The 16090-nt window shown below is 64.5% G+C and carries 15 protein-coding genes; 9 read left to right on the top strand and 6 right to left on the bottom strand.

All coding sequences use genetic code 11. From position 1 onward, the window contains the following. Window positions 1-24 precede the first annotated feature (24 nt). The 5 genes from aspT to I6H87_RS34915 all read left to right on the top strand — a co-directional run bounded on the left by aspT (window position 25) and on the right by I6H87_RS34915 (window position 4233). Window positions 25-1722: an aspartate-alanine antiporter gene (gene aspT / locus I6H87_RS17975; RefSeq protein WP_011615185.1), complete on the top strand. Its 1698-nt coding sequence runs from the start codon at window positions 25-27 to the stop codon at window positions 1720-1722. A 265-nt stretch (window positions 1723-1987) separates the two neighbouring features. Next, the gene (locus I6H87_RS34405) at window positions 1988-2710 is read left to right on the top strand and encodes a hypothetical protein (protein ID WP_011615186.1); all 723 of its coding nucleotides are present in this window, start codon (window positions 1988-1990) and stop codon (window positions 2708-2710) included. A gap of 521 nt (window positions 2711-3231) precedes the next feature. After that, entirely contained in the window at window positions 3232-3750 is a 519-nt protein-coding gene (locus I6H87_RS17965; RefSeq protein WP_011615187.1) for a DUF6708 domain-containing protein, read from the top strand. Window positions 3751-3776: 26 nt separating this feature from the next. Beyond that, a complete protein-coding gene (locus tag I6H87_RS17960; protein ID WP_136227758.1) occupies window positions 3777-4079 on the top strand; it encodes a hypothetical protein in 303 nt (100 codons plus the stop codon). A gap of 61 nt (window positions 4080-4140) precedes the next feature. After that, entirely contained in the window at window positions 4141-4233 is a 93-nt protein-coding gene (locus I6H87_RS34915) for a PAAR domain-containing protein (RefSeq protein WP_081050194.1), read from the top strand. Window positions 4234-4248: 15 nt separating this feature from the next. Here the strand turns inward: I6H87_RS34915 and I6H87_RS17950 are convergent, their stop codons facing one another. Together I6H87_RS17950 and I6H87_RS17945 are read right to left on the bottom strand one after the other, a co-directional pair. Next, complete coding sequence (locus tag I6H87_RS17950; protein ID WP_010811575.1) at window positions 4249-4707, bottom strand: Lrp/AsnC family transcriptional regulator; 459 nt, start codon at window positions 4705-4707, stop codon at window positions 4249-4251. A 66-nt stretch (window positions 4708-4773) separates the two neighbouring features. After that, window positions 4774-5349: a cysteine dioxygenase family protein gene (locus I6H87_RS17945; protein WP_011615188.1), complete on the bottom strand. Its 576-nt coding sequence runs from the start codon at window positions 5347-5349 to the stop codon at window positions 4774-4776. A gap of 300 nt (window positions 5350-5649) precedes the next feature. On the opposite strand from I6H87_RS17945, the gene I6H87_RS17940 reads away from it, so the two are divergent. Continuing rightward, on the top strand, window positions 5650-8379 hold the full coding sequence (locus I6H87_RS17940) for a UPF0182 family membrane protein (RefSeq protein ID WP_011615189.1): 2730 nt from the start codon (window positions 5650-5652) through the stop codon (window positions 8377-8379). A 13-nt stretch (window positions 8380-8392) separates the two neighbouring features. Here the strand turns inward: I6H87_RS17940 and acs are convergent, their stop codons facing one another. After that, complete coding sequence (gene acs, locus I6H87_RS17935; RefSeq protein ID WP_010811578.1) at window positions 8393-10450, bottom strand: acetate--CoA ligase; 2058 nt, start codon at window positions 10448-10450, stop codon at window positions 8393-8395. A gap of 204 nt (window positions 10451-10654) precedes the next feature. Here acs and I6H87_RS17930 point away from each other — a divergent pair, with 204 nt between their 5' ends. The 3 genes from I6H87_RS17930 to I6H87_RS17920 all read left to right on the top strand — a co-directional run bounded on the left by I6H87_RS17930 (window position 10655) and on the right by I6H87_RS17920 (window position 12079). Next, a complete protein-coding gene (locus I6H87_RS17930) occupies window positions 10655-11083 on the top strand; it encodes an ACT domain-containing protein (protein WP_010811579.1) in 429 nt (142 codons plus the stop codon). A gap of 210 nt (window positions 11084-11293) precedes the next feature. Then, the gene (locus I6H87_RS17925) at window positions 11294-11746 is read left to right on the top strand and encodes a PA2169 family four-helix-bundle protein (protein ID WP_011615190.1); all 453 of its coding nucleotides are present in this window, start codon (window positions 11294-11296) and stop codon (window positions 11744-11746) included. Between the two features lie 30 nt (window positions 11747-11776). Further along, on the top strand, window positions 11777-12079 hold the full coding sequence (locus I6H87_RS17920; RefSeq protein ID WP_010811581.1) for a hypothetical protein: 303 nt from the start codon (window positions 11777-11779) through the stop codon (window positions 12077-12079). Here the strand turns inward: I6H87_RS17920 and I6H87_RS17915 are convergent. From I6H87_RS17915 to I6H87_RS17905, 3 genes are all read right to left on the bottom strand, one after another. Then, window positions 12076-12681, bottom strand: coding sequence for a J domain-containing protein (locus I6H87_RS17915; protein WP_010811582.1), 606 nt, complete (start codon window positions 12679-12681; stop codon window positions 12076-12078). The genes I6H87_RS17920 and I6H87_RS17915 overlap by 4 nt on opposite strands. Before the next feature lie 92 nt (window positions 12682-12773). Then, a complete protein-coding gene (locus I6H87_RS17910; protein ID WP_011615191.1) occupies window positions 12774-15224 on the bottom strand; it encodes a spermine/spermidine synthase domain-containing protein in 2451 nt (816 codons plus the stop codon). Window positions 15225-15256: 32 nt separating this feature from the next. Beyond that, entirely contained in the window at window positions 15257-16036 is a 780-nt protein-coding gene (locus tag I6H87_RS17905; protein WP_011615192.1) for a protein-L-isoaspartate(D-aspartate) O-methyltransferase, read from the bottom strand. Window positions 16037-16090 lie beyond the last annotated feature (54 nt).

Below are 16090 nucleotides of genomic sequence, written 5' to 3'. Positions count from 1 at the left end.
AAGTCCCCCAAACGACGCCCCCCTATGAAATGCTCCGTTGATCTGTTTGCAGGCAACCCGTTGATGGTGCTCTTCATCACCGTGGGCCTGGGTTACTTCATCGGCAAGGCACGCGTGGGCCCGATCCAGCTAGGGGGAGTCTGCGGCACGCTGGTCGTCGCGCTGTTCATGGGGCAGACCGGTTGCCAGATGCACGGCGAGCTCAAGGACATGGCCTTCGCGTTGTTTATCTTCGCCATGGGCTACTCCGGCGGGCCGCAGTTCTTTGCCAACCTGAACCGGTCGAGCCTGCGCTATATGCTCCTGCCGGTGGTGGAAGCCATCGTCGTGCTCGCCATCGCCGTCGGTGCGGCGGCCTACCTGGGCTTCGATCCCGGCACCGCCGCCGGCCTGGCCGCGGGTGCGGCGACGGAATCGGCCGTGGTCGGCACCGCCGCCGAGGCGCTGAAGCACCTCGGCCTGGACGCCGCCACCGCGAGCCGCTACGAGGCCAATATCGCCACGGCATATACGCTGACCTACCTGGTCGGCCTGATCAGCATCGTGTTCTTCACCAGCCAGATCGCGCCGGCCTTGCTGGGCATCGATCTGCGCAAGGCCGCCAGGGAAGTCGCCGCGAAGATGGATGCCGCGTCCGAGGACGACGTCGCGACGCAACCCGCGCTGCCGCGCCTGATCGGGCGCGCTTATTCCGTGCACCAGGCCGCCGGAATGACGGTGAGCGAGCTGCAGCAACAGGTGGGTGGCCGGGCGTCTATCGTCAAGGTGCTGCGCGACGGCACCAGTATCGAGCTTGGCGATGACGACAAGGTCCAGGCCAGCGATATCCTGGCCATGGTCGGGATCCGCAGCAACCTGCTGAAGGCGGCAGCCCTGATCGGGCCCGAAGTCCTGCTGCCCGAGGCCCACACCGATGCCATCCAGCTGGTCGAAAAGCAGGTCATCGTGAACAAGCCCAGGGTCAACGGCAAGACCATCGGCGAACTGGCTCGCCTGGCCGGCGCACGCCGTCTGCGTGAAGTCTGGATCCTGCAGGTGCGGCGCTCGGGGATGTCGCTGCCGATCACGCGTTCCACGCCGCTGCAGCATGGCGATGTGGTCACCATCGTCGGCCTGGAGCCGTCGCTGTCCGAAGCCATTGCCGGAATCGGCGTGGAAGCGAAGGCAACCGAGGTCACCGACCTGGTCTTCCTGTGCGTGGGCATCCTGGCGGGCCTGCTGGTGGGAACCCTGAGCCTGAGCCCTGGCGGCATGCATATTTCGCTTGGCAGCGGGGGCGGGGCGCTGCTCAGCGGCCTGGTGTTCGGATGGATCAATTCAAGAAGGCCGTCGCTCGGCACCTTCCCGAGGTCGGTCGTGCAGATCCTGAAGGACCTGGGCCTGGCGCTCTTTGTCGCATGCGTCGGCTTGTCCGCCGGGCCGGATGCGATCTCGCTGATCCGCGAGCACGGCGCGGTGCTGCCGCTGATCGGGCTGGCCGTGTCGCTGGGGCCGGCGTGCCTGTCCTTATGGATCGGTCACAAGCTCCTGAAGATCGAAGGCCCGCTGCTGGTTGGTGCGATTGCCGGGCAGCACGTGAGCACCCCGGCGATCAGCGCCATCCTGGCCGCCAGCCACAGCTCGGTGCAGTTGCTGGGGTACACCATTACCTATGCCATTGCCAACGTGCTGCTGCCGGTGCTGGGGCCGATCATTATTTCGCTGGCGTTCAGGTTCACTTAGGGAAATGCGGCCTGCTTCTCTCACATTACGAATGCCGAGGTCTGGATTACCTGCGCCAGCTCACTGATCAGCATTTTCCTAGTGTCCGCGAGGGCGCTCCGCCGGTGCCGGATCTGGCCCAAACACACTGCCGCTATATCGTTTCGCTCAGGCGCCGCCGGTCTCCGCCGGGCGATCGCCAAGTCAGCGGACGGAAGCGCTGGCACAAGCGTTTCTGTGCGCGCCGTGGCGTCGCTCGCGAGCCACGCAATGTGAGCAAGTGTCAATGCGCGGGATTGCCGATATGCCCGCCATTAACCTGGGCGAGATTGCTCCGATTGGCCCCATAAGCGGTTCGATGCTTGCGGATCGGATGGAGCAGATTTCGCCCGGCAAGGCACTGATGCTGGCATGCAACGACCCGCTGGCGATTATCGAGGACCTGAGCATCCTGACCAATCCCAAGATGCACCCGAAGGCGAACAACGCGGTCATCTGGGATCAGTCTACGGACTTTTTGCTGGATCGTCTTGAATCGAACATCCGGGCCAGCGCCGAGGCGCAGCACACAAAAGAGGCGGAGGCCGCGGCGGCCGAGGCTGAGCGCATGAAGACCACGCCGGATGGATTTCCGGCTTACGAACTCATGTCGGTTCTGTTTAATGGAAAAGCGACGGCCGAGCGATGGAAGCGCGAAGATGCGGAGCGTGAAGCGACTCGCCTTGCGAGGAAAAAGGCAGCCGGCGATGCGGCTTGGGCGCCCTATGAAGCCGTGCTGGACAAGAGTAAGCGACACCAGCACCGCCGCGCTAATCTCTGCAGAACTAATTCTCGTTGGCACTCCGGTTTGGCCTCTCCTGGTCGTACTCTTCGCGGTGAACGTGAGGATCGCGATCCTGGACGACCCGGCCACGCTCAAATGGGCCACGCGCTGCCATTTCAGCAAGCAAGCGAATGGCGAACGCTACACCACCATGGAGAAGGAATGGGCAGAGTTTCTTCAACTTGACATTAAGGTTAGCGAGGATGCCAAGAAATGAAGCTCCCGACCAAGGATGAACGCATTCCACTTTACTTTCGCGAGAAGGGAAGACCGCCTGGAACATGGCAGTTGCAGCACCGCTTGTACATCGATAGGCCGTCCAGCGAAGTCGCCGATGAAATCGGCAACGTCTACAGCATAGGTTCGACCTGTTTGGAAATCATCGATGAGTCGCAAAAAAGAATCCAGATGATCGGTCAGAGTTGGGTCTTGGGCCTAGCTTTTGCGACGCTCAGTTTCCTCGGCTTCGCGATGATCATTTCCGGGTTCAAGAATGACTCACCAGAAGTGGTAGGACGCCCGGGGTACTGGCCTGCTATGTTGATTGGTCTCATCATGATGGCTTCGGCAACCGGCTTCTTTGGCTTCATCGCCGCTGAGTCGATGCGACGAAACCTCTTCACGTTGAAGCGGCGTCCGATCCGGCTGAACCGAAGAACCCACCGCATCTATGCCATGCGCACGAAAGGGGGGACGGTGTATGGGAGGTGCCATGGAGCAACGAAGAGTTCTTCTGCGTGGGCGTCAGCAAGATGGGTGGCTTGTCGCGTAGCTATGAGATGTATGACATACGCCATTACAAGTTGGACGCGGACGGTAATGTGGTTCGTGCCTTCGTTCTCGGGCAGCAGATGTTCATGCTGGAACAGGCCCAGCAGCAGTGGGAATACTACCGACGTTATATGCAAGACGGTCCCGCCAACCTGCCTGAACCGAAGTTTTTTTGGGCTCCACGAGAGGGCTTTTGGGAGGGCTTCAAGATCTGCAGGGGCGACCTCAGGTCTGCTGGTGATCTGATCTTCCTGCCGATGATCTTGCTGGATGCGACATTCCGATGGCTCACGCTGGTAACTTGCAGCGATCCCGTGTGGCCTCCCGAGATTGAGGCGGCGTGCAGGCCCACACCCAACGACCCTTATGCGCGTCCCCATGCCGACGAGTTCATCGGTGTGCCGAACGGCCCGGATGCCAGGCCTGGCATTGAAGACGGCAACCACCATGTCTAAGTCATGGGACGTGGAGGAAGTTGCGAATGAAGCGAAGGAAACATCAGCATCCAGTCAAAGGAACTGACAATGCGAGCCAACGAAACAAGCCCGATGGCAACGCCCTCGGATACGTCGGCACTAAGAGTCTTGCTCAGGGAGTTACCCTCACCAACCCCTGGGGGACGGATGATACTGGGATTCATGCCTGGGCGAGTGGGCTTCCCATCGACCGCCTGGAAGCCGCTGAGCTTGACTACCTCCACGAGCATGCGGGCCTCTTCGCATGGCGCGAAATACTTCATTACTTTGCCAGCAACTGGGACCAGGCGCGTTGGACCGAGCAGTGACACAAGCCTTTCACACTGCCTGCGATGTACAACGTAGCCGGTCGTTGACGCGAGTTCCGGCATGGATGTCGATGGGCAACCCGCAGCACTGCATGGGGACCGCACCCGGTGCGGTGCCACGCTAATCGGCGGTGGCAGCGCGAACGTGGCTTAGCTGGCCGGTGCCGGCCTACGCATAATCGAGCGGCAGCGCCGTGGTGTACTTGATCTGCTCCATCGCAAAGCTGGAACTGACGTCGGCCAGCTCGGCGCCCTGGATCAGCTTCTTGTAGACGCGGTCGTAGGCGGCAATATCCGGCACCACCACGCGCAGCAGGTAGTCCGTATCGCCGGCCATGCGGTAGAACTCGGTCACTTCCGGGATCGATGCCACCAGCCCGTGGAACTGCGCCAGCCATTTCACGTTGTGCTGGCTGGTGCGGACCGAGACAAAGACCGTGACCCCGGCATTGAGCTTGTCGGCGTCGAGCAGTGCCACGCGTTTGCGGATCAGGCCGGCGTCTTCCAGCCGCTGGATCCGGCGCCAGCATGGCGTCGAGGTCAGGCCGACGCGTTCGCCGATCTCTGCCACCGGCACGGTGGCGTCTTCCTGCAGGATGGCGAGAATCTGTTTGTCGTAGCGGTCCATGGCGCGTAGCGGTTCAGGTGAGGGTGGGCCGGCGCCCGCATGCGGCGCGGCTACGCGCGGCAAAACCTAGGCGTCGGCGGTCGGCACCAGCAGGTTCACGCCGGTGGCAATGTGGTCGCGGTGCACGCCATAGAGGTGCAGGGACACGGCGATCTCGTCGCTGGCATTGCCCAGCGCATGGATATGCTGCAGCCCGGCCGGCACGCTGAAGGTATCGCCGGCCGTGCGCGCGACGGTGTTGGCATGGCGCGCCTGCCGGCTGGCGGGATCCCACCGGTAGTGCTGCTCGCTTAGCGTGCCGCGCAGCACGCGGTAGGCACACCAGGTGCGATGGCCGTGCACGGGGCTGGCCTGGCCCGGGCGCCAGACCAGCACCATCGCCGAGAAGCGCTCCAGCGGGTCGGCATGGACCAGGTGGCGGGCATAGGAATCCGGCTTGCCGAGCAGGGCGCCTGGCGGCAGTGTTGCAAGCAGCGTGTCGGTGTCCGGCAGGTGCGTGGCGATGTGGCCGGCCACCATGCGCGCGCTGTGGGCGAAGGTGGCCTCGAGGTTGAGCGCCAGCTGGTCGAGCGGCGCGGCTGGCGGGGGCAGATGCGGGAGAGTTGCCGGAGGGGCGGCAGTCAGGGGAGATCCGGTCGGCATGGCAGGCACCTTGGTCTTGTTCTGGGTACGTGTCCATGATATTTGCGGGCCGGAGCACAGGCATGCGAATTGTCGTTCAATGTCGCCGGAGATTGTAATTCTATTCCTGGATTGGTTGAATTTTGAGAATCATATGCTCACATCAGGCCGGGCAGGGTGAATGGGTGCTCGCCAACGACGCCACGGCCGGGCCAGGGTGGCGTACCCCGTGCGCTGTGCAGCGAACGCATATATGCTGATATGGGCAGGCAGCCCGAGTAGCCGGGTCACGGACGACGGTGCGGCAAAGGAGCATGATCGATGCGCTCGCCAGCGAGGGACGCCACGCGCCTGGGACGCCTTGCGACCTGGGTTGTTGCCGTCATCGTCGCGCTGATCGCCGTCAGTCGCGTCACCGGCCTCGTTGTTGACTGGATGTGGTTTGCCTCGGTTGGCTACGCCGGGGTTTTCCGCACGATCTTCCTCACCCAGGCGCTGCTGTTCCTTGCCGTATTCGCCGTTTCGGCAGGCGCGCTCTGGCTATCGGGCTGGCTGGCGCACCGCAGCGCGAGCCAGGCGCAGGCCTGGAGGCCGGAGGTCCTGGGCCAGCCGGTTGGCGAGATTGCGGCGCGCGTCCCCTGGCGCGCCGCCATTGCCGGCGTCGCCGTCCTGGTGGGGCTGCTCATGGCCGTCGGTGAACTGTCGAGCTGGGCCATTGCGCTGCGCTATTTTCATCAGGTGCCTTTCGGCAAGACCGATCCGATCTTCGCCAAGGACATCGGTTTCTACTTCTTCACGCTGCCGGCGTATCTTGCACTGAGGAACTGGCTGCTTCTGCTGCTGGGCTGCAGCGCAGTGCTTGCCGGCGTGGTCTATGGCTTGCGCGGCGACATCGCGCTGGTCCGGTCGCCGCGCGGGCTTTCGCCGGCGGCCGCTACCCATGGATCGGCATTGCTCGGCTTGTTCTTCGCGCTGCAGGCGTGGTCCTACTGGCTCGACCGCTTCATGCTGCTCTACGGCGACAACGGCGTCGTGGTCGGCGCGAGCTATACCGATGTCCATGTCGGGCTGCCGGTCCTGTGGCTGCAAGTCGGCCTGGCTGCCGCGGCTGCCGCCGCTTCGTGGGCCAATATGCGCTGGCGGGACTACCGGGTGCCTGCGGCCGCGGCGCTGCTGGTGGTCGGTAGCGCAATCGTGCTCGGCACGATCTGGCCGGCACTGTTCCAGCGTTTCTATGTCAAGCCGAACGAGCTGCAACTCGAGACACCGTATCTCCAACACAATATTGCGCTGACGCGCGAGGCCTATGGCTTGACGCAGATCGAGGTAAAGCCGTTTCCGGTCGAACAGAACCTGAATCTCGCCGCGCTCCAGGCCAATCGGCCGACCATCGACAACATCCGCCTGTGGGACCTGCAGCCGCTGCGCGATACCTATGCGCAGCTGCAGGAGATCAGGACCTATTACAAGTTCCTCGCGACGGACATCGACCGCTACCAGCTCGGCGCTGGCTACCAGCAGGTCATGCTGTCGGCGCGGGAGCTTGAGCCGGCACTGATTCCGGCCAATGCCCAGACCTGGGTGAACCTGCATCTGTTGTTCACCCATGGCAATGGCGTGGTGATGTCGCCGGTCACCGAGAAATCCGCCGAAGGCCTGCCCTCGCTCTATCTGCATGACATTCCCCCGCTCTCCGACGGCGGCCCGGTCATCCAGGAGCCGCGCCTCTATTTCGGTGAAGGCGGCAAAGGCTATGTCATCGTCAAAGGCAGCGTGCCCGAGTTCGACTACCCCAAGGGCAAGGACAACGTCTATACGGCCTATCGCGGGCGCGACGGCATCGGAATCGGCGGCATTGCGCGCCGGACCCTGTTCGCCTGGCATCTCGGCGATCCCAATATCCTGCTGAGCGGCTACATCACGCAGGAAAGCCGCATCCTGCTCCATCGCAATATCCGGAACCGCGTGCGCACGATTGCGCCGTTCCTCAGCCTCGACCATGACCCCTATGTGGTCGTGAGCGATGGTCGCCTCTACTGGATCCAGGACGCCTACACTACCAGCCGCTGGTTCCCTTATTCGCAGCCCGGCACCGGTGGCGGCGCCAACTACATCCGCAACGCCGTCAAGGTCGTGATCGATGCGTACAACGGCACGGTCGACTTCTACACCAGCGACCCGGCCGATCCGATCGTGCAGGTGTACCAGCGCATCTTCCCGGGCATGTTCAGGCCGCTGGGCGCCATGTCGCAGGACCTGCAGCGGCATATCCGCTACCCTGAGGACCTGTTCCTGATCCAGGCGCGGATCTACCGCGCCTACCACATGGAAGCGGCAGAAGTCTTCTATAACCGCGAGGATCTGTGGGAGTTTCCTCGCCAGCTGACCGGCATGAGCACAGGGAACACGCCCGCCGCGCGGATGATGCCCTACTACATGATCCTGCGGCTGCCGGACGAACCGCGCGCCGAGTTCGTCCTGATGCTGCCGATGGTGCCGAGCCAGCGCGAGAACATGATCGCCTGGCTGGCTGCGCGCTCCGATCCCCCCAACTACGGCAAGCTCGTCGCCTACACCTTCCCCAAGGAAAAGCTGGTCTACGGGCCGTTCCAGATCGAGGCGCGCATCCAGCAGAATACCGAGATCTCGCAGCAGATTTCGCTGTGGAACCAGATGGGCTCGCGCGTCATCCGCGGCCATCTGCAGGTCGTGCCGATCGAGAACTCCATCCTCTATGTCTCGCCGCTCTACCTGCGTGCGGAGTCCGGCCAGTTGCCCGAACTCAAGCGGGTGATCGCCGCCTATGGCGATCGCGTGGTCATGGAGGACACCCTGGGCGCAGCGCTTGCGGCCCTGTTCAAGGAATCCGCGCCGGCGGCGATTCCGGCGCAGGGCGCAGCGAACGCCCGCGCGCGCGAAGCACTCGCGCACTATGACCGCGCCGTCGAGCGTTTGAAGGCGGGGGACTGGAGCGGCTTTGGCGCGGAGCTCGATGCCTTGCGGCCGCTGCTCGAGGCGCTCGGGGCAGGGGCTGCCGATGAGCGGAAGTGAGCGGCGTGCCGTCCTATGTCGCCAGCTCCCTGATCTTCTCGACGACCTCCGGATTGGCAAGCGTGGATACGTCGCCAGGCTCCTGGTGGTTGGAGATCGCCGCCAGCACGCGGCGCATGATCTTGCCCGAGCGTGTCTTGGGCATGTCGGGGACGATCACGACCCGATGCGGACGCGCAATCGCGCCAATCTGGGATACCACCGCGGCCGAGACCTTGTTCGCGATCTTGATGGAGGGCGACAGTCCCGGCTTGAGCGATACATAGAGATCAGGCACCTTGCCCTTGACCTCGTCGGCCACCGGCACCACCGCCGCCTCGGCGACGTCCGGCACCAGCAGTGCTGCGGATTCGATCTCCTTGGTGCCGAGGCGATGGCCGGAAACATTGATCACGTCGTCGATGCGGCCAAGGATGCGAAAGTAGCCGTCCGCCGCCTGCATTGCGCCATCGCCCGCCATATACGGCCAGTCGTGCCAGTCCTTGCTGTCGGGATTCTTGCAATAGCGCGCATAGTACTGGCGCACGTAGCGGTCCGGATCCTTCCAGACGGTCTGGAATATGCCCGGCCAGGGATTGCGGATGCAGATGTTGCCCGCCTTGCCCGAGCCGGCCGGGACCTCATTGCCTTCCTCGTCAAAGATCACCGGATGAATGCCCGGGATTCCCGGGCCAGTGCTGCCGGGCTTCATCGGGTGGATGCCCGGCAGCGTGCTGCAGAGGAAGCCGCCATTCTCGGTTTGCCACCAGGTGTCCACGATCACCGCCTCGCCTTTGCCGACTTCACGGTGGTACCACTTCCAGACTTCGGGCTCGATCGGCTCGCCCACCGTGGTCATGTGCTTGAAATGGCAGTCGTACTTCGCCGGCTCGTCGGGCCCGTTGCGCCGCAGCGCGCGGATTGCGGTGGGCGAGGTGTGGAAGATATTGACGCCAAGGCTTTCCGCAATACGCCAGGGCCGGCCGGCGTCGGGCCAGGTCGGCACGCCTTCATAGACGACAGACGAAGCGGCGAGCGCGAGCGGGCCATAGACGATGTAGGAATGCCCGGTGATCCAGCCAATATCGGCCATGCACCAGTAGACGTCCTCGGGGTGGATATCCTGGATGTACTTAGAGGTCCACGCCACATAGGACAGATAGCCGCCAGTGGAATGCTGGCAGCCCTTGGGCCGGCCCGTGGTGCCGCTCGTGTACATCAGGAACAGCGGCGCCTCCGCCGGCATCGGCTCGGGCTCGACACGCCTGCCGCGGAACCCGGCGAGCACGTCATTGAGAATGACATCGCGGCCCTTCACCAGTAGGGCGGCACTGGAATACTTGCCCGGGTAGCGCTGCCAGATCAGGACCTTCTCGACCTGCTGACCGGCGCTGGCGGCTTCTGCCACGGCGATGTCGGCCTTTTCCTTGTGATCGAGCAATTCACCGCCGCGGTGATAGGCGTCCATGGTGATCAGCAGCCGGCTCTCGGAGTCCGCGATGCGCTCGGCGCAGGCCTTGCCGCTGAAGCCGCTGAATACCTGCGAATGAATCACGCCGATGCGGGCGCAGGCGAGCATGGTGATGGGCAGTTCGGCCACCATCGGCATATGCAGCGTGACGCGGTCGCCGGCCTTCAGGCCGCAGAACTCGCGCAGCAGGGCGGCCAGCTCATTGACGCGAACGAAGAGCTCCTGGTAGGTGAGGTGATGCACCGCCTCATCCTCCGGCTCGGGCACGAAATGAATCGCGGTCTTGTTCCTGTATGCAGCGAGGTGGCGATCCACGCAATTGTGGCAGGCGTTGATCCTGCCGCCGACGAACCAGCGCCAGAAAGGCGGGTTGCTGGTATCCAGGGTCGTTTCCCAGTATTTGTACCAGTCCAGCAGGTCTGCGAACTCCTTGAAGCACTCGGGGAAACGTTCGAGGGAGAAGCGCTCGAAAATATGGGGATCGGTCAGATTGGCCTGCGCAATGAACTGGCCGGCCGGCGGGACATAGTCCTCCTCGGGCCAATGGACCGCGATTTCGGCCTCGGACACATCGGCCAATTCCTGCTGGGCAGCATGGCGTGGCGCTTTGCCTTCAGACATGACGATCCCCCTTCACTTTCATGGCATCCATCCAGGGATGGTCGGTGCCACTATCCTGCGATAGCTGCCTGAAACGACTAGTCCATATTAAGTCCGGGCACGGGGAGTTTCCAGGAATTCGCCCTGCCGCTGTCCGCCGAGCCCGGAGCTTGCCTGGCGGCCGCCATGAGCTAGATTCGTAGGAGGGCATTGGAGGAATGAGCAATGACCAACGATCTTCTCGTGGAACGCGTGGACGTGTGGGCGGCAACCATACCGGACCGTCCCGGCGGCCTCGCCGAGGTACTGGAGACCTTGCGCGATGCCGGTGCGGACCTGCAATTCGCGATTGCGCGCCGCACGCCGGAGGACCCCGGCAAGGGTGTCGTGTTCGTGACACCGCTGCAGAATGACAGGGAAATCCGTGCCGCTGCCCAGGTCGGCTTCAACGTCACGCACAGCCTGCATTCGGTGCGAATCATGGGCGGGGACCGGCCCGGCATCGTGGCGGAACTGACCCGAAAGCTGGCGGAAGGCGGAATCAACCTGCGCGGATTCTCTGCCTCCGTCATCGGGATACAGTTTGTCGCGTACGTGTCGGTGGACTCGCTCGACGATGCGAACAAGGCAATGGCAATCCTGGGCAAGGGCTGAAGCGAGGTTCAGCCATCTCCTATCATGGAATCACGCCTTGCCTCTGAACGGGCAGGCAGATGGGGCCCGGCGCGAACCGGCTGATTCATGTTGATGGCGTCTCCGACGTTCCCCTCGCGGCCGGTTGCGCCGTGGCGGTCCGTCCGTTGGCGAGACCTGGCGACTTGCGCCGAAGTTGCGCATCGCTGGCATGCAAATTGGGAGAATTCCATGGGCAACAACCAGCAACAAGCTGTCTTGGCGCTGAACCAGCTGATCGAGGCTGGCAAGGACAGCGAACTGGCCTGCATGAGCGGAGCCAGCGAAGTGCGCGATGCAGCGCTGCGCGACATTCTGACCAGCACCGCGGAATCGTACCGGGCGTCGGTGAAGGAACTGCAGTCGATGGTCAGCGCCATGGGCGGCGCGCCAGCTGACCGGGGCAGCATGAATGGCATGCTGTACCGCCGCTGGATGGCATTCCGCCACATGCTGTCGCCGAACAACGACGACGCCGTGCTGGGCATGTGCGAGCACGAGGAAGATGCCGCCAGGCGCGAGTATCAGTCCGTCATGATGAAGCCGCTGCCGCCAGAGGCCAGCGCGGCGCTGCAGCGCCAGTATGAGGCGTTGACGCAGCATCATGGCCGGATTCATGCCATGCGCGGGATGCAGATTCACTGAGGGGCCGGCTTCGCGCGATGGGAGTAAGCAATGGCAACCTACGAGTTCAAGGACAAGGATCTACAGTTCCTTGCCCAGGGCGCCGACTCCTGTTTCCCGTCCCCTGACGCTGCTTTCGTTGAGTGCGCGGACAGCCATCCGGCGTTCCTGGTGACATGGCCGGAGAGTGGACCGACGACGATGCATCTCAAGGTGCAGATTCGGGCAAGCCAGTACGCCAGTTACCTGACGGATCCGTTCAGGGGACGCGAAGTCCTGCGCAAGGCGGTTGAAGATCGCCTTGCGCTGATCCATACGGTGAAAAGCGGGCTCCTGGTCGCCCCCGACATCTAGGAGCGGATGCCGAACAAGCCGTGCCAGAACGAATCGAAGGCGCCGGCATGACGCCTGGGCCGCGTTTCCTCGTCGGGGTTTGACGCTGCCGCCCCGTCGGGCGCCTGGGCGGCCTCGGTGTCCGGCGCGTGCGCGTCCCGCGCACTTGCCCGCCGCGACTCCTGCAGCGCCCATATGCTGTCCGCGATGCGTGACGCCAGTTCCGCCTCGCAGTCGCGGCCGAGCAGCACGCCGAAGATGACGTCGCGGTTGTGGCCGTCGTCGGCAAAGCGCATCGCGATACCGAGCATTTTCTCGTAGTGTTCCTGCGCGATGCGCTGGCTCTCGCGTTGCGCCTCGCGCTCCTGCTCTTCCTGGGCCTCGCGCTCGGCCTGCCAGCGCCGCATCTCCCGCTCGAATACCTCGTCGTAGATCTGGCGCTGCCCGGCATCGGAGAGAATGGTGTAGGCGTCGCGGATTTCCTGGAATGCCGCATGCGCCTCAGTCTCGCGGCCAAGGTTGCGGTCGGGGTGCCACTTCATCGCGGCGCGGCGGTAGGCGCGCTTGATCTCGTCCAGGGTGGCGTCCGGTGCCACGCCGAGGGTTGTGTAGAGGGTGGTCATGGGCCGATTGGGCGTCTTTCTGCCGGGCGGGCATTCATCCTAGCACGGGGTGACCCGCAGCCATGGCATGCGAGATCGATCCCGGCCCCGGTTCATGGGCACGCAAGCGCCGCGGCAGCGTACAGGAGCAGCGCCAGCAGCACCACCGCGGTGAATCCGACATGGATCGCGACCAGCGTGGCAAGGACCGCCGCCACCACCGAGGCGCAGGCGTTGATGCCCCATGCCCAGGGCACCAGCGTTTCGTCGCGCGCCGCGATCCGGGCCAGGCCGAGCGGGAACGGCATTCCCATCAGAAACGCCAGCGGCGCGATCAGCAGCACTGAGACACCTATCCTGGCCGGGTCCGGCAACCCGATCAGCAGCCTGAACACCGTCGGCAGCGCCGCCAGGTAGACCAGCGCGGCCACGCAGATGCCGTTGACGGCCAGCGCCGCCTGCCGCCGGCCGCGGTCATCGCCAGCGCGCGCGGGCATGCGCTGGGCGTATCGGCTACCCAGTCCCGCAAAGCAGAGAAAGGCGCACAGCACCACCGCGACCGCGTAGAGCGGGTGGCTCAGGAACAGGATGAATTTCTGGATAAAGGCGATCTCCACGAACATGAAGCCGAGGCCGACCGCGAGGAAGTAGAAGCCGGCTCGCCATTCGGGCAAGCGCCGCACGGCTGCGCCATTGCCGCCAGGCCCCGCGGCGGGCTGCGGCCGGGGGCGCCGCCGCAGAATCCAGAGCGGGACCACGATCAGCAGCCATGCCAGGGCGGTGGCCTGCAGCAGCGTCGCCACCAGCACCGGATAGCCCCATTCCAGCAAGGGCAGGCCACCCTGCGCCTTGAGCGACAGCAGTTCAGGCAGCGTGCGCCATTTGAAGAAATGGAAGAAATACGGCCTGTCGTCGGTGGCGGGCCGCACATCGAACTTGTAGCGGGACAGGAACCGGTCGTGTTCGGGGCCGAGCAGGGCCTGCGCGGCGTCGAAGAAGTAGGGCTGGTCCAGCACGTTGTAGCGATTCGCCTGGCCGGGCTGGATGCCGGGATAGTATTCGACGTCGAAGGAACGGGCGCGGCAGAAGTCGGCGAGGGCGGCAAGGTCCGCTGCACTGAATTCCCCGTTCTTGACCACCAGCGTGGCCGTCTTCCAGCCACGGATCAGTGCCAGCCGCCGGGACGGATCGGGCACGCCCGCGCCTTCCATGGCGGCCACGGCGGTGGCGAGCAGTTTGGGTATGTCGCGCGGCGGCAGCGTGACCCAGCGCGTGATCGCAAGCAGGCCGCCGGGCCGAAGATGGCGCAGGTAGCCCTGGAAGGCCTCAACGGTATAGAGATAGCTCTCGGAGAGCGCGTACAGTCCGGCCGATGAGGTGCTGAATGAATCCAGCAGGGCCACCTGGATCAGGTCGTAGCGTGCCGTGCTGGCCGCCAGGAAGCCGCGCGCCTCGCCGGCAAAGACACGCACGCCGGCGGCACTGTACGGCTTGCCGGAAAACGCAGCGAAGCGGCCCTGCACCAGGTCGATCACCTGCGGATTCAGTTCCACGGCATCGACCGCGCTGGCCTGGTGATAGACCGCCTGCAACACGTCCGCCCCCGCACCGCTGCCCAGCACCAGCACCTTCGGATTGCGCAGCAAGTGGTAGGGCAGGGCAGAGGTCAGGTCGCCCAGGTAGGCAAGCGGTTCGCGCCGGCCGTCATGGCGATTGAGCGCACTGAGCCCGTCGCCATCGGTAAATACGGCCAGTTGTGCTGGCGGCTCCTGGCTGGCATTCAGGCTCAGCCCGGGTGCGTGCCGCAACGGGATCGAAGGGCTCTCGACCACCGTGACCAGGCCGAGGGGACTCGAGCGCTGCGCCACCACGCGCGCGTTGCCGATGCGCAGGGCCTGGCTCAACTCCTTGTACTCGGACGGCCGCAGCGCAATCCAGTCACCTGGCACGCCGGCCGGAACGATTGCCGCCAACAGCAGCAGCGCCGGCAGCCAGGGCCGGTGCCAGCGGCATTCCACGCATGCCAGCGCCGCCGCCGCCATGCCTGCCATGCCGACCAGCCGCAGCGCATCGACCGGATGCAGCGCGAACAGCGCCACGATGATGCCCAGGCAGCCCAGCCCGGCGCCAAGGATATCGAAGCTGTAGATGCGCGGAACCTGCCCGGTGAAGCGGGAAAAGCTCAGGCAGATACTGGTCGCGGCGCAAAAGAACGGCACGAACAGCAGCAGGTAGATCAGCAACAGGCGCAGCGGCTGCGATGGCTCCCACAGGATCTCCAGGGGGTTGAACGCCACGTGCTGAGCCAGGGCGAAGCAACCCATCGCGCTGACGCCGAACAGCAGGGCCCCGCCCGCGAACACTGGCACGAAATGGCGGACCAGCGTTCGCTGCGCCAGCGCCACCAGCGCACCCGCCGCGCCATAGCCCAGCAGTGCCACGCTGATCATCATGTAGGCGAAGTGATGCCACTGGATGATGGAAAGCAGCCGCATCAGCAGGATCTCGTAGCCCAGCGCGGCGGCAGAGAGCAAGGCCAGGGCGAACAGCGGGGGGCGTGGCATGGCGTCAGCTGGCCGGGCTGATGTGCCGCGCTTCAGTGCTTGCCAACCAGCGGCACGAACCTGACCGGCAGGATCTGCCTGGTGGAAACGGTGCCGTCCTCGGACTTTTCGACCAGCAGCAGGTACTGCGTCAGGAACTGGGCGCCCACCGGGATCACCATGCGCCCGCCTGGCTTCAGTTGCCGGATCAGCGGCGGCGGCACGTGGCTGGCCGCCGCGGTGACGACAATGGCGTCATAGGGCGCGTGTTCGTCCCAGCCGTAGTAGCCGTCGCCCACCTTGCACGCCACCTGCCGGTAGGCCAGCCGCTTCAGGCGGTCGCAGGCGTGCCGTCCCAGCGGCTCGATGATCTCGATGGTATAGACCGCGCGCGCCAGCCCGGTCAGCACCGCGGCCTGGTAGCCGGATCCGGTGCCGATTTCCAACACGGTGTCGCCAGGCTTGACCATCATCAGGTCGGTCATCAGGGCGACGATATACGGCTGCGAAATGGTCTGGCCATGGCCTATCGGCAGCGGCCGGTTCTCATAGGCGTGCGGCTTCTGCGCGTCCGGCACAAACTCGTGGCGAGGCACTTGCCCCATCACGGCCATGACGCGCGGGTCGATGGCATGCCTGCCGCTCTGGGCGGCGGCCGCTGCCGCGACCGCGGCGATCTCCCTGACCATGTCGGCGCGCTGCGGGGCAAGGGCGTCGTCGGCGGCGGTGATCGAGCAGGGCAAGGCCAGCGCGATGGCGGCGACCAGGATTGGGAGGAGTGGGCGGGGCGCTGATGGCTTCACGAGTGGGGCAGGCAAGGAGCCTACCGTCATCGTAGATCATCGGCCTGGCTGGCGCAGATAAGTGGCAAATGAGGCGCCTGCCAG

Origin of the sequence: Cupriavidus necator, assembly GCF_016127575.1 — a bacterium.
GTDB classification, from domain to species: domain Bacteria; phylum Pseudomonadota; class Gammaproteobacteria; order Burkholderiales; family Burkholderiaceae; genus Cupriavidus; species Cupriavidus necator_D.
The sequence above is the reverse complement of the archived record's forward strand: the minus strand, read 5'-3'. Positions and strand labels throughout refer to the sequence as shown.

Bases quoted from the DNA above. Each gene is read 5' to 3' on its own strand.
- aspT (WP_011615185.1), top strand. From the start codon at position 25: ATGAAATGCTCCGTTGATCTGTTTGCAGGCAACCCGTTGATGGTGCTC.
- I6H87_RS34405 (WP_011615186.1), top strand. From the start codon at position 1,988: ATGCGCGGGATTGCCGATATGCCCGCCATTAACCTGGGCGAGATTGCT.
- I6H87_RS17960 (WP_136227758.1), top strand. From the start codon at position 3,777: ATGAAGCGAAGGAAACATCAGCATCCAGTCAAAGGAACTGACAATGCG.
- I6H87_RS34915 (WP_081050194.1), top strand. From the start codon at position 4,141: ATGGATGTCGATGGGCAACCCGCAGCACTGCATGGGGACCGCACCCGG.
- I6H87_RS17950 (WP_010811575.1), bottom strand. From the start codon at position 4,707: ATGGACCGCTACGACAAACAGATTCTCGCCATCCTGCAGGAAGACGCC.
- I6H87_RS17945 (WP_011615188.1), bottom strand. From the start codon at position 5,349: ATGCCGACCGGATCTCCCCTGACTGCCGCCCCTCCGGCAACTCTCCCG.
- I6H87_RS17940 (WP_011615189.1), top strand. From the start codon at position 5,650: ATGCGCTCGCCAGCGAGGGACGCCACGCGCCTGGGACGCCTTGCGACC.
- acs (WP_010811578.1), bottom strand. From the start codon at position 10,450: ATGTCTGAAGGCAAAGCGCCACGCCATGCTGCCCAGCAGGAATTGGCC.
- I6H87_RS17930 (WP_010811579.1), top strand. From the start codon at position 10,655: ATGACCAACGATCTTCTCGTGGAACGCGTGGACGTGTGGGCGGCAACC.
- I6H87_RS17925 (WP_011615190.1), top strand. From the start codon at position 11,294: ATGGGCAACAACCAGCAACAAGCTGTCTTGGCGCTGAACCAGCTGATC.
- I6H87_RS17920 (WP_010811581.1), top strand. From the start codon at position 11,777: ATGGCAACCTACGAGTTCAAGGACAAGGATCTACAGTTCCTTGCCCAG.
- I6H87_RS17915 (WP_010811582.1), bottom strand. From the start codon at position 12,681: ATGACCACCCTCTACACAACCCTCGGCGTGGCACCGGACGCCACCCTG.
- I6H87_RS17910 (WP_011615191.1), bottom strand. From the start codon at position 15,224: ATGCCACGCCCCCCGCTGTTCGCCCTGGCCTTGCTCTCTGCCGCCGCG.
- I6H87_RS17905 (WP_011615192.1), bottom strand. From the start codon at position 16,036: ATGACGGTAGGCTCCTTGCCTGCCCCACTCGTGAAGCCATCAGCGCCC.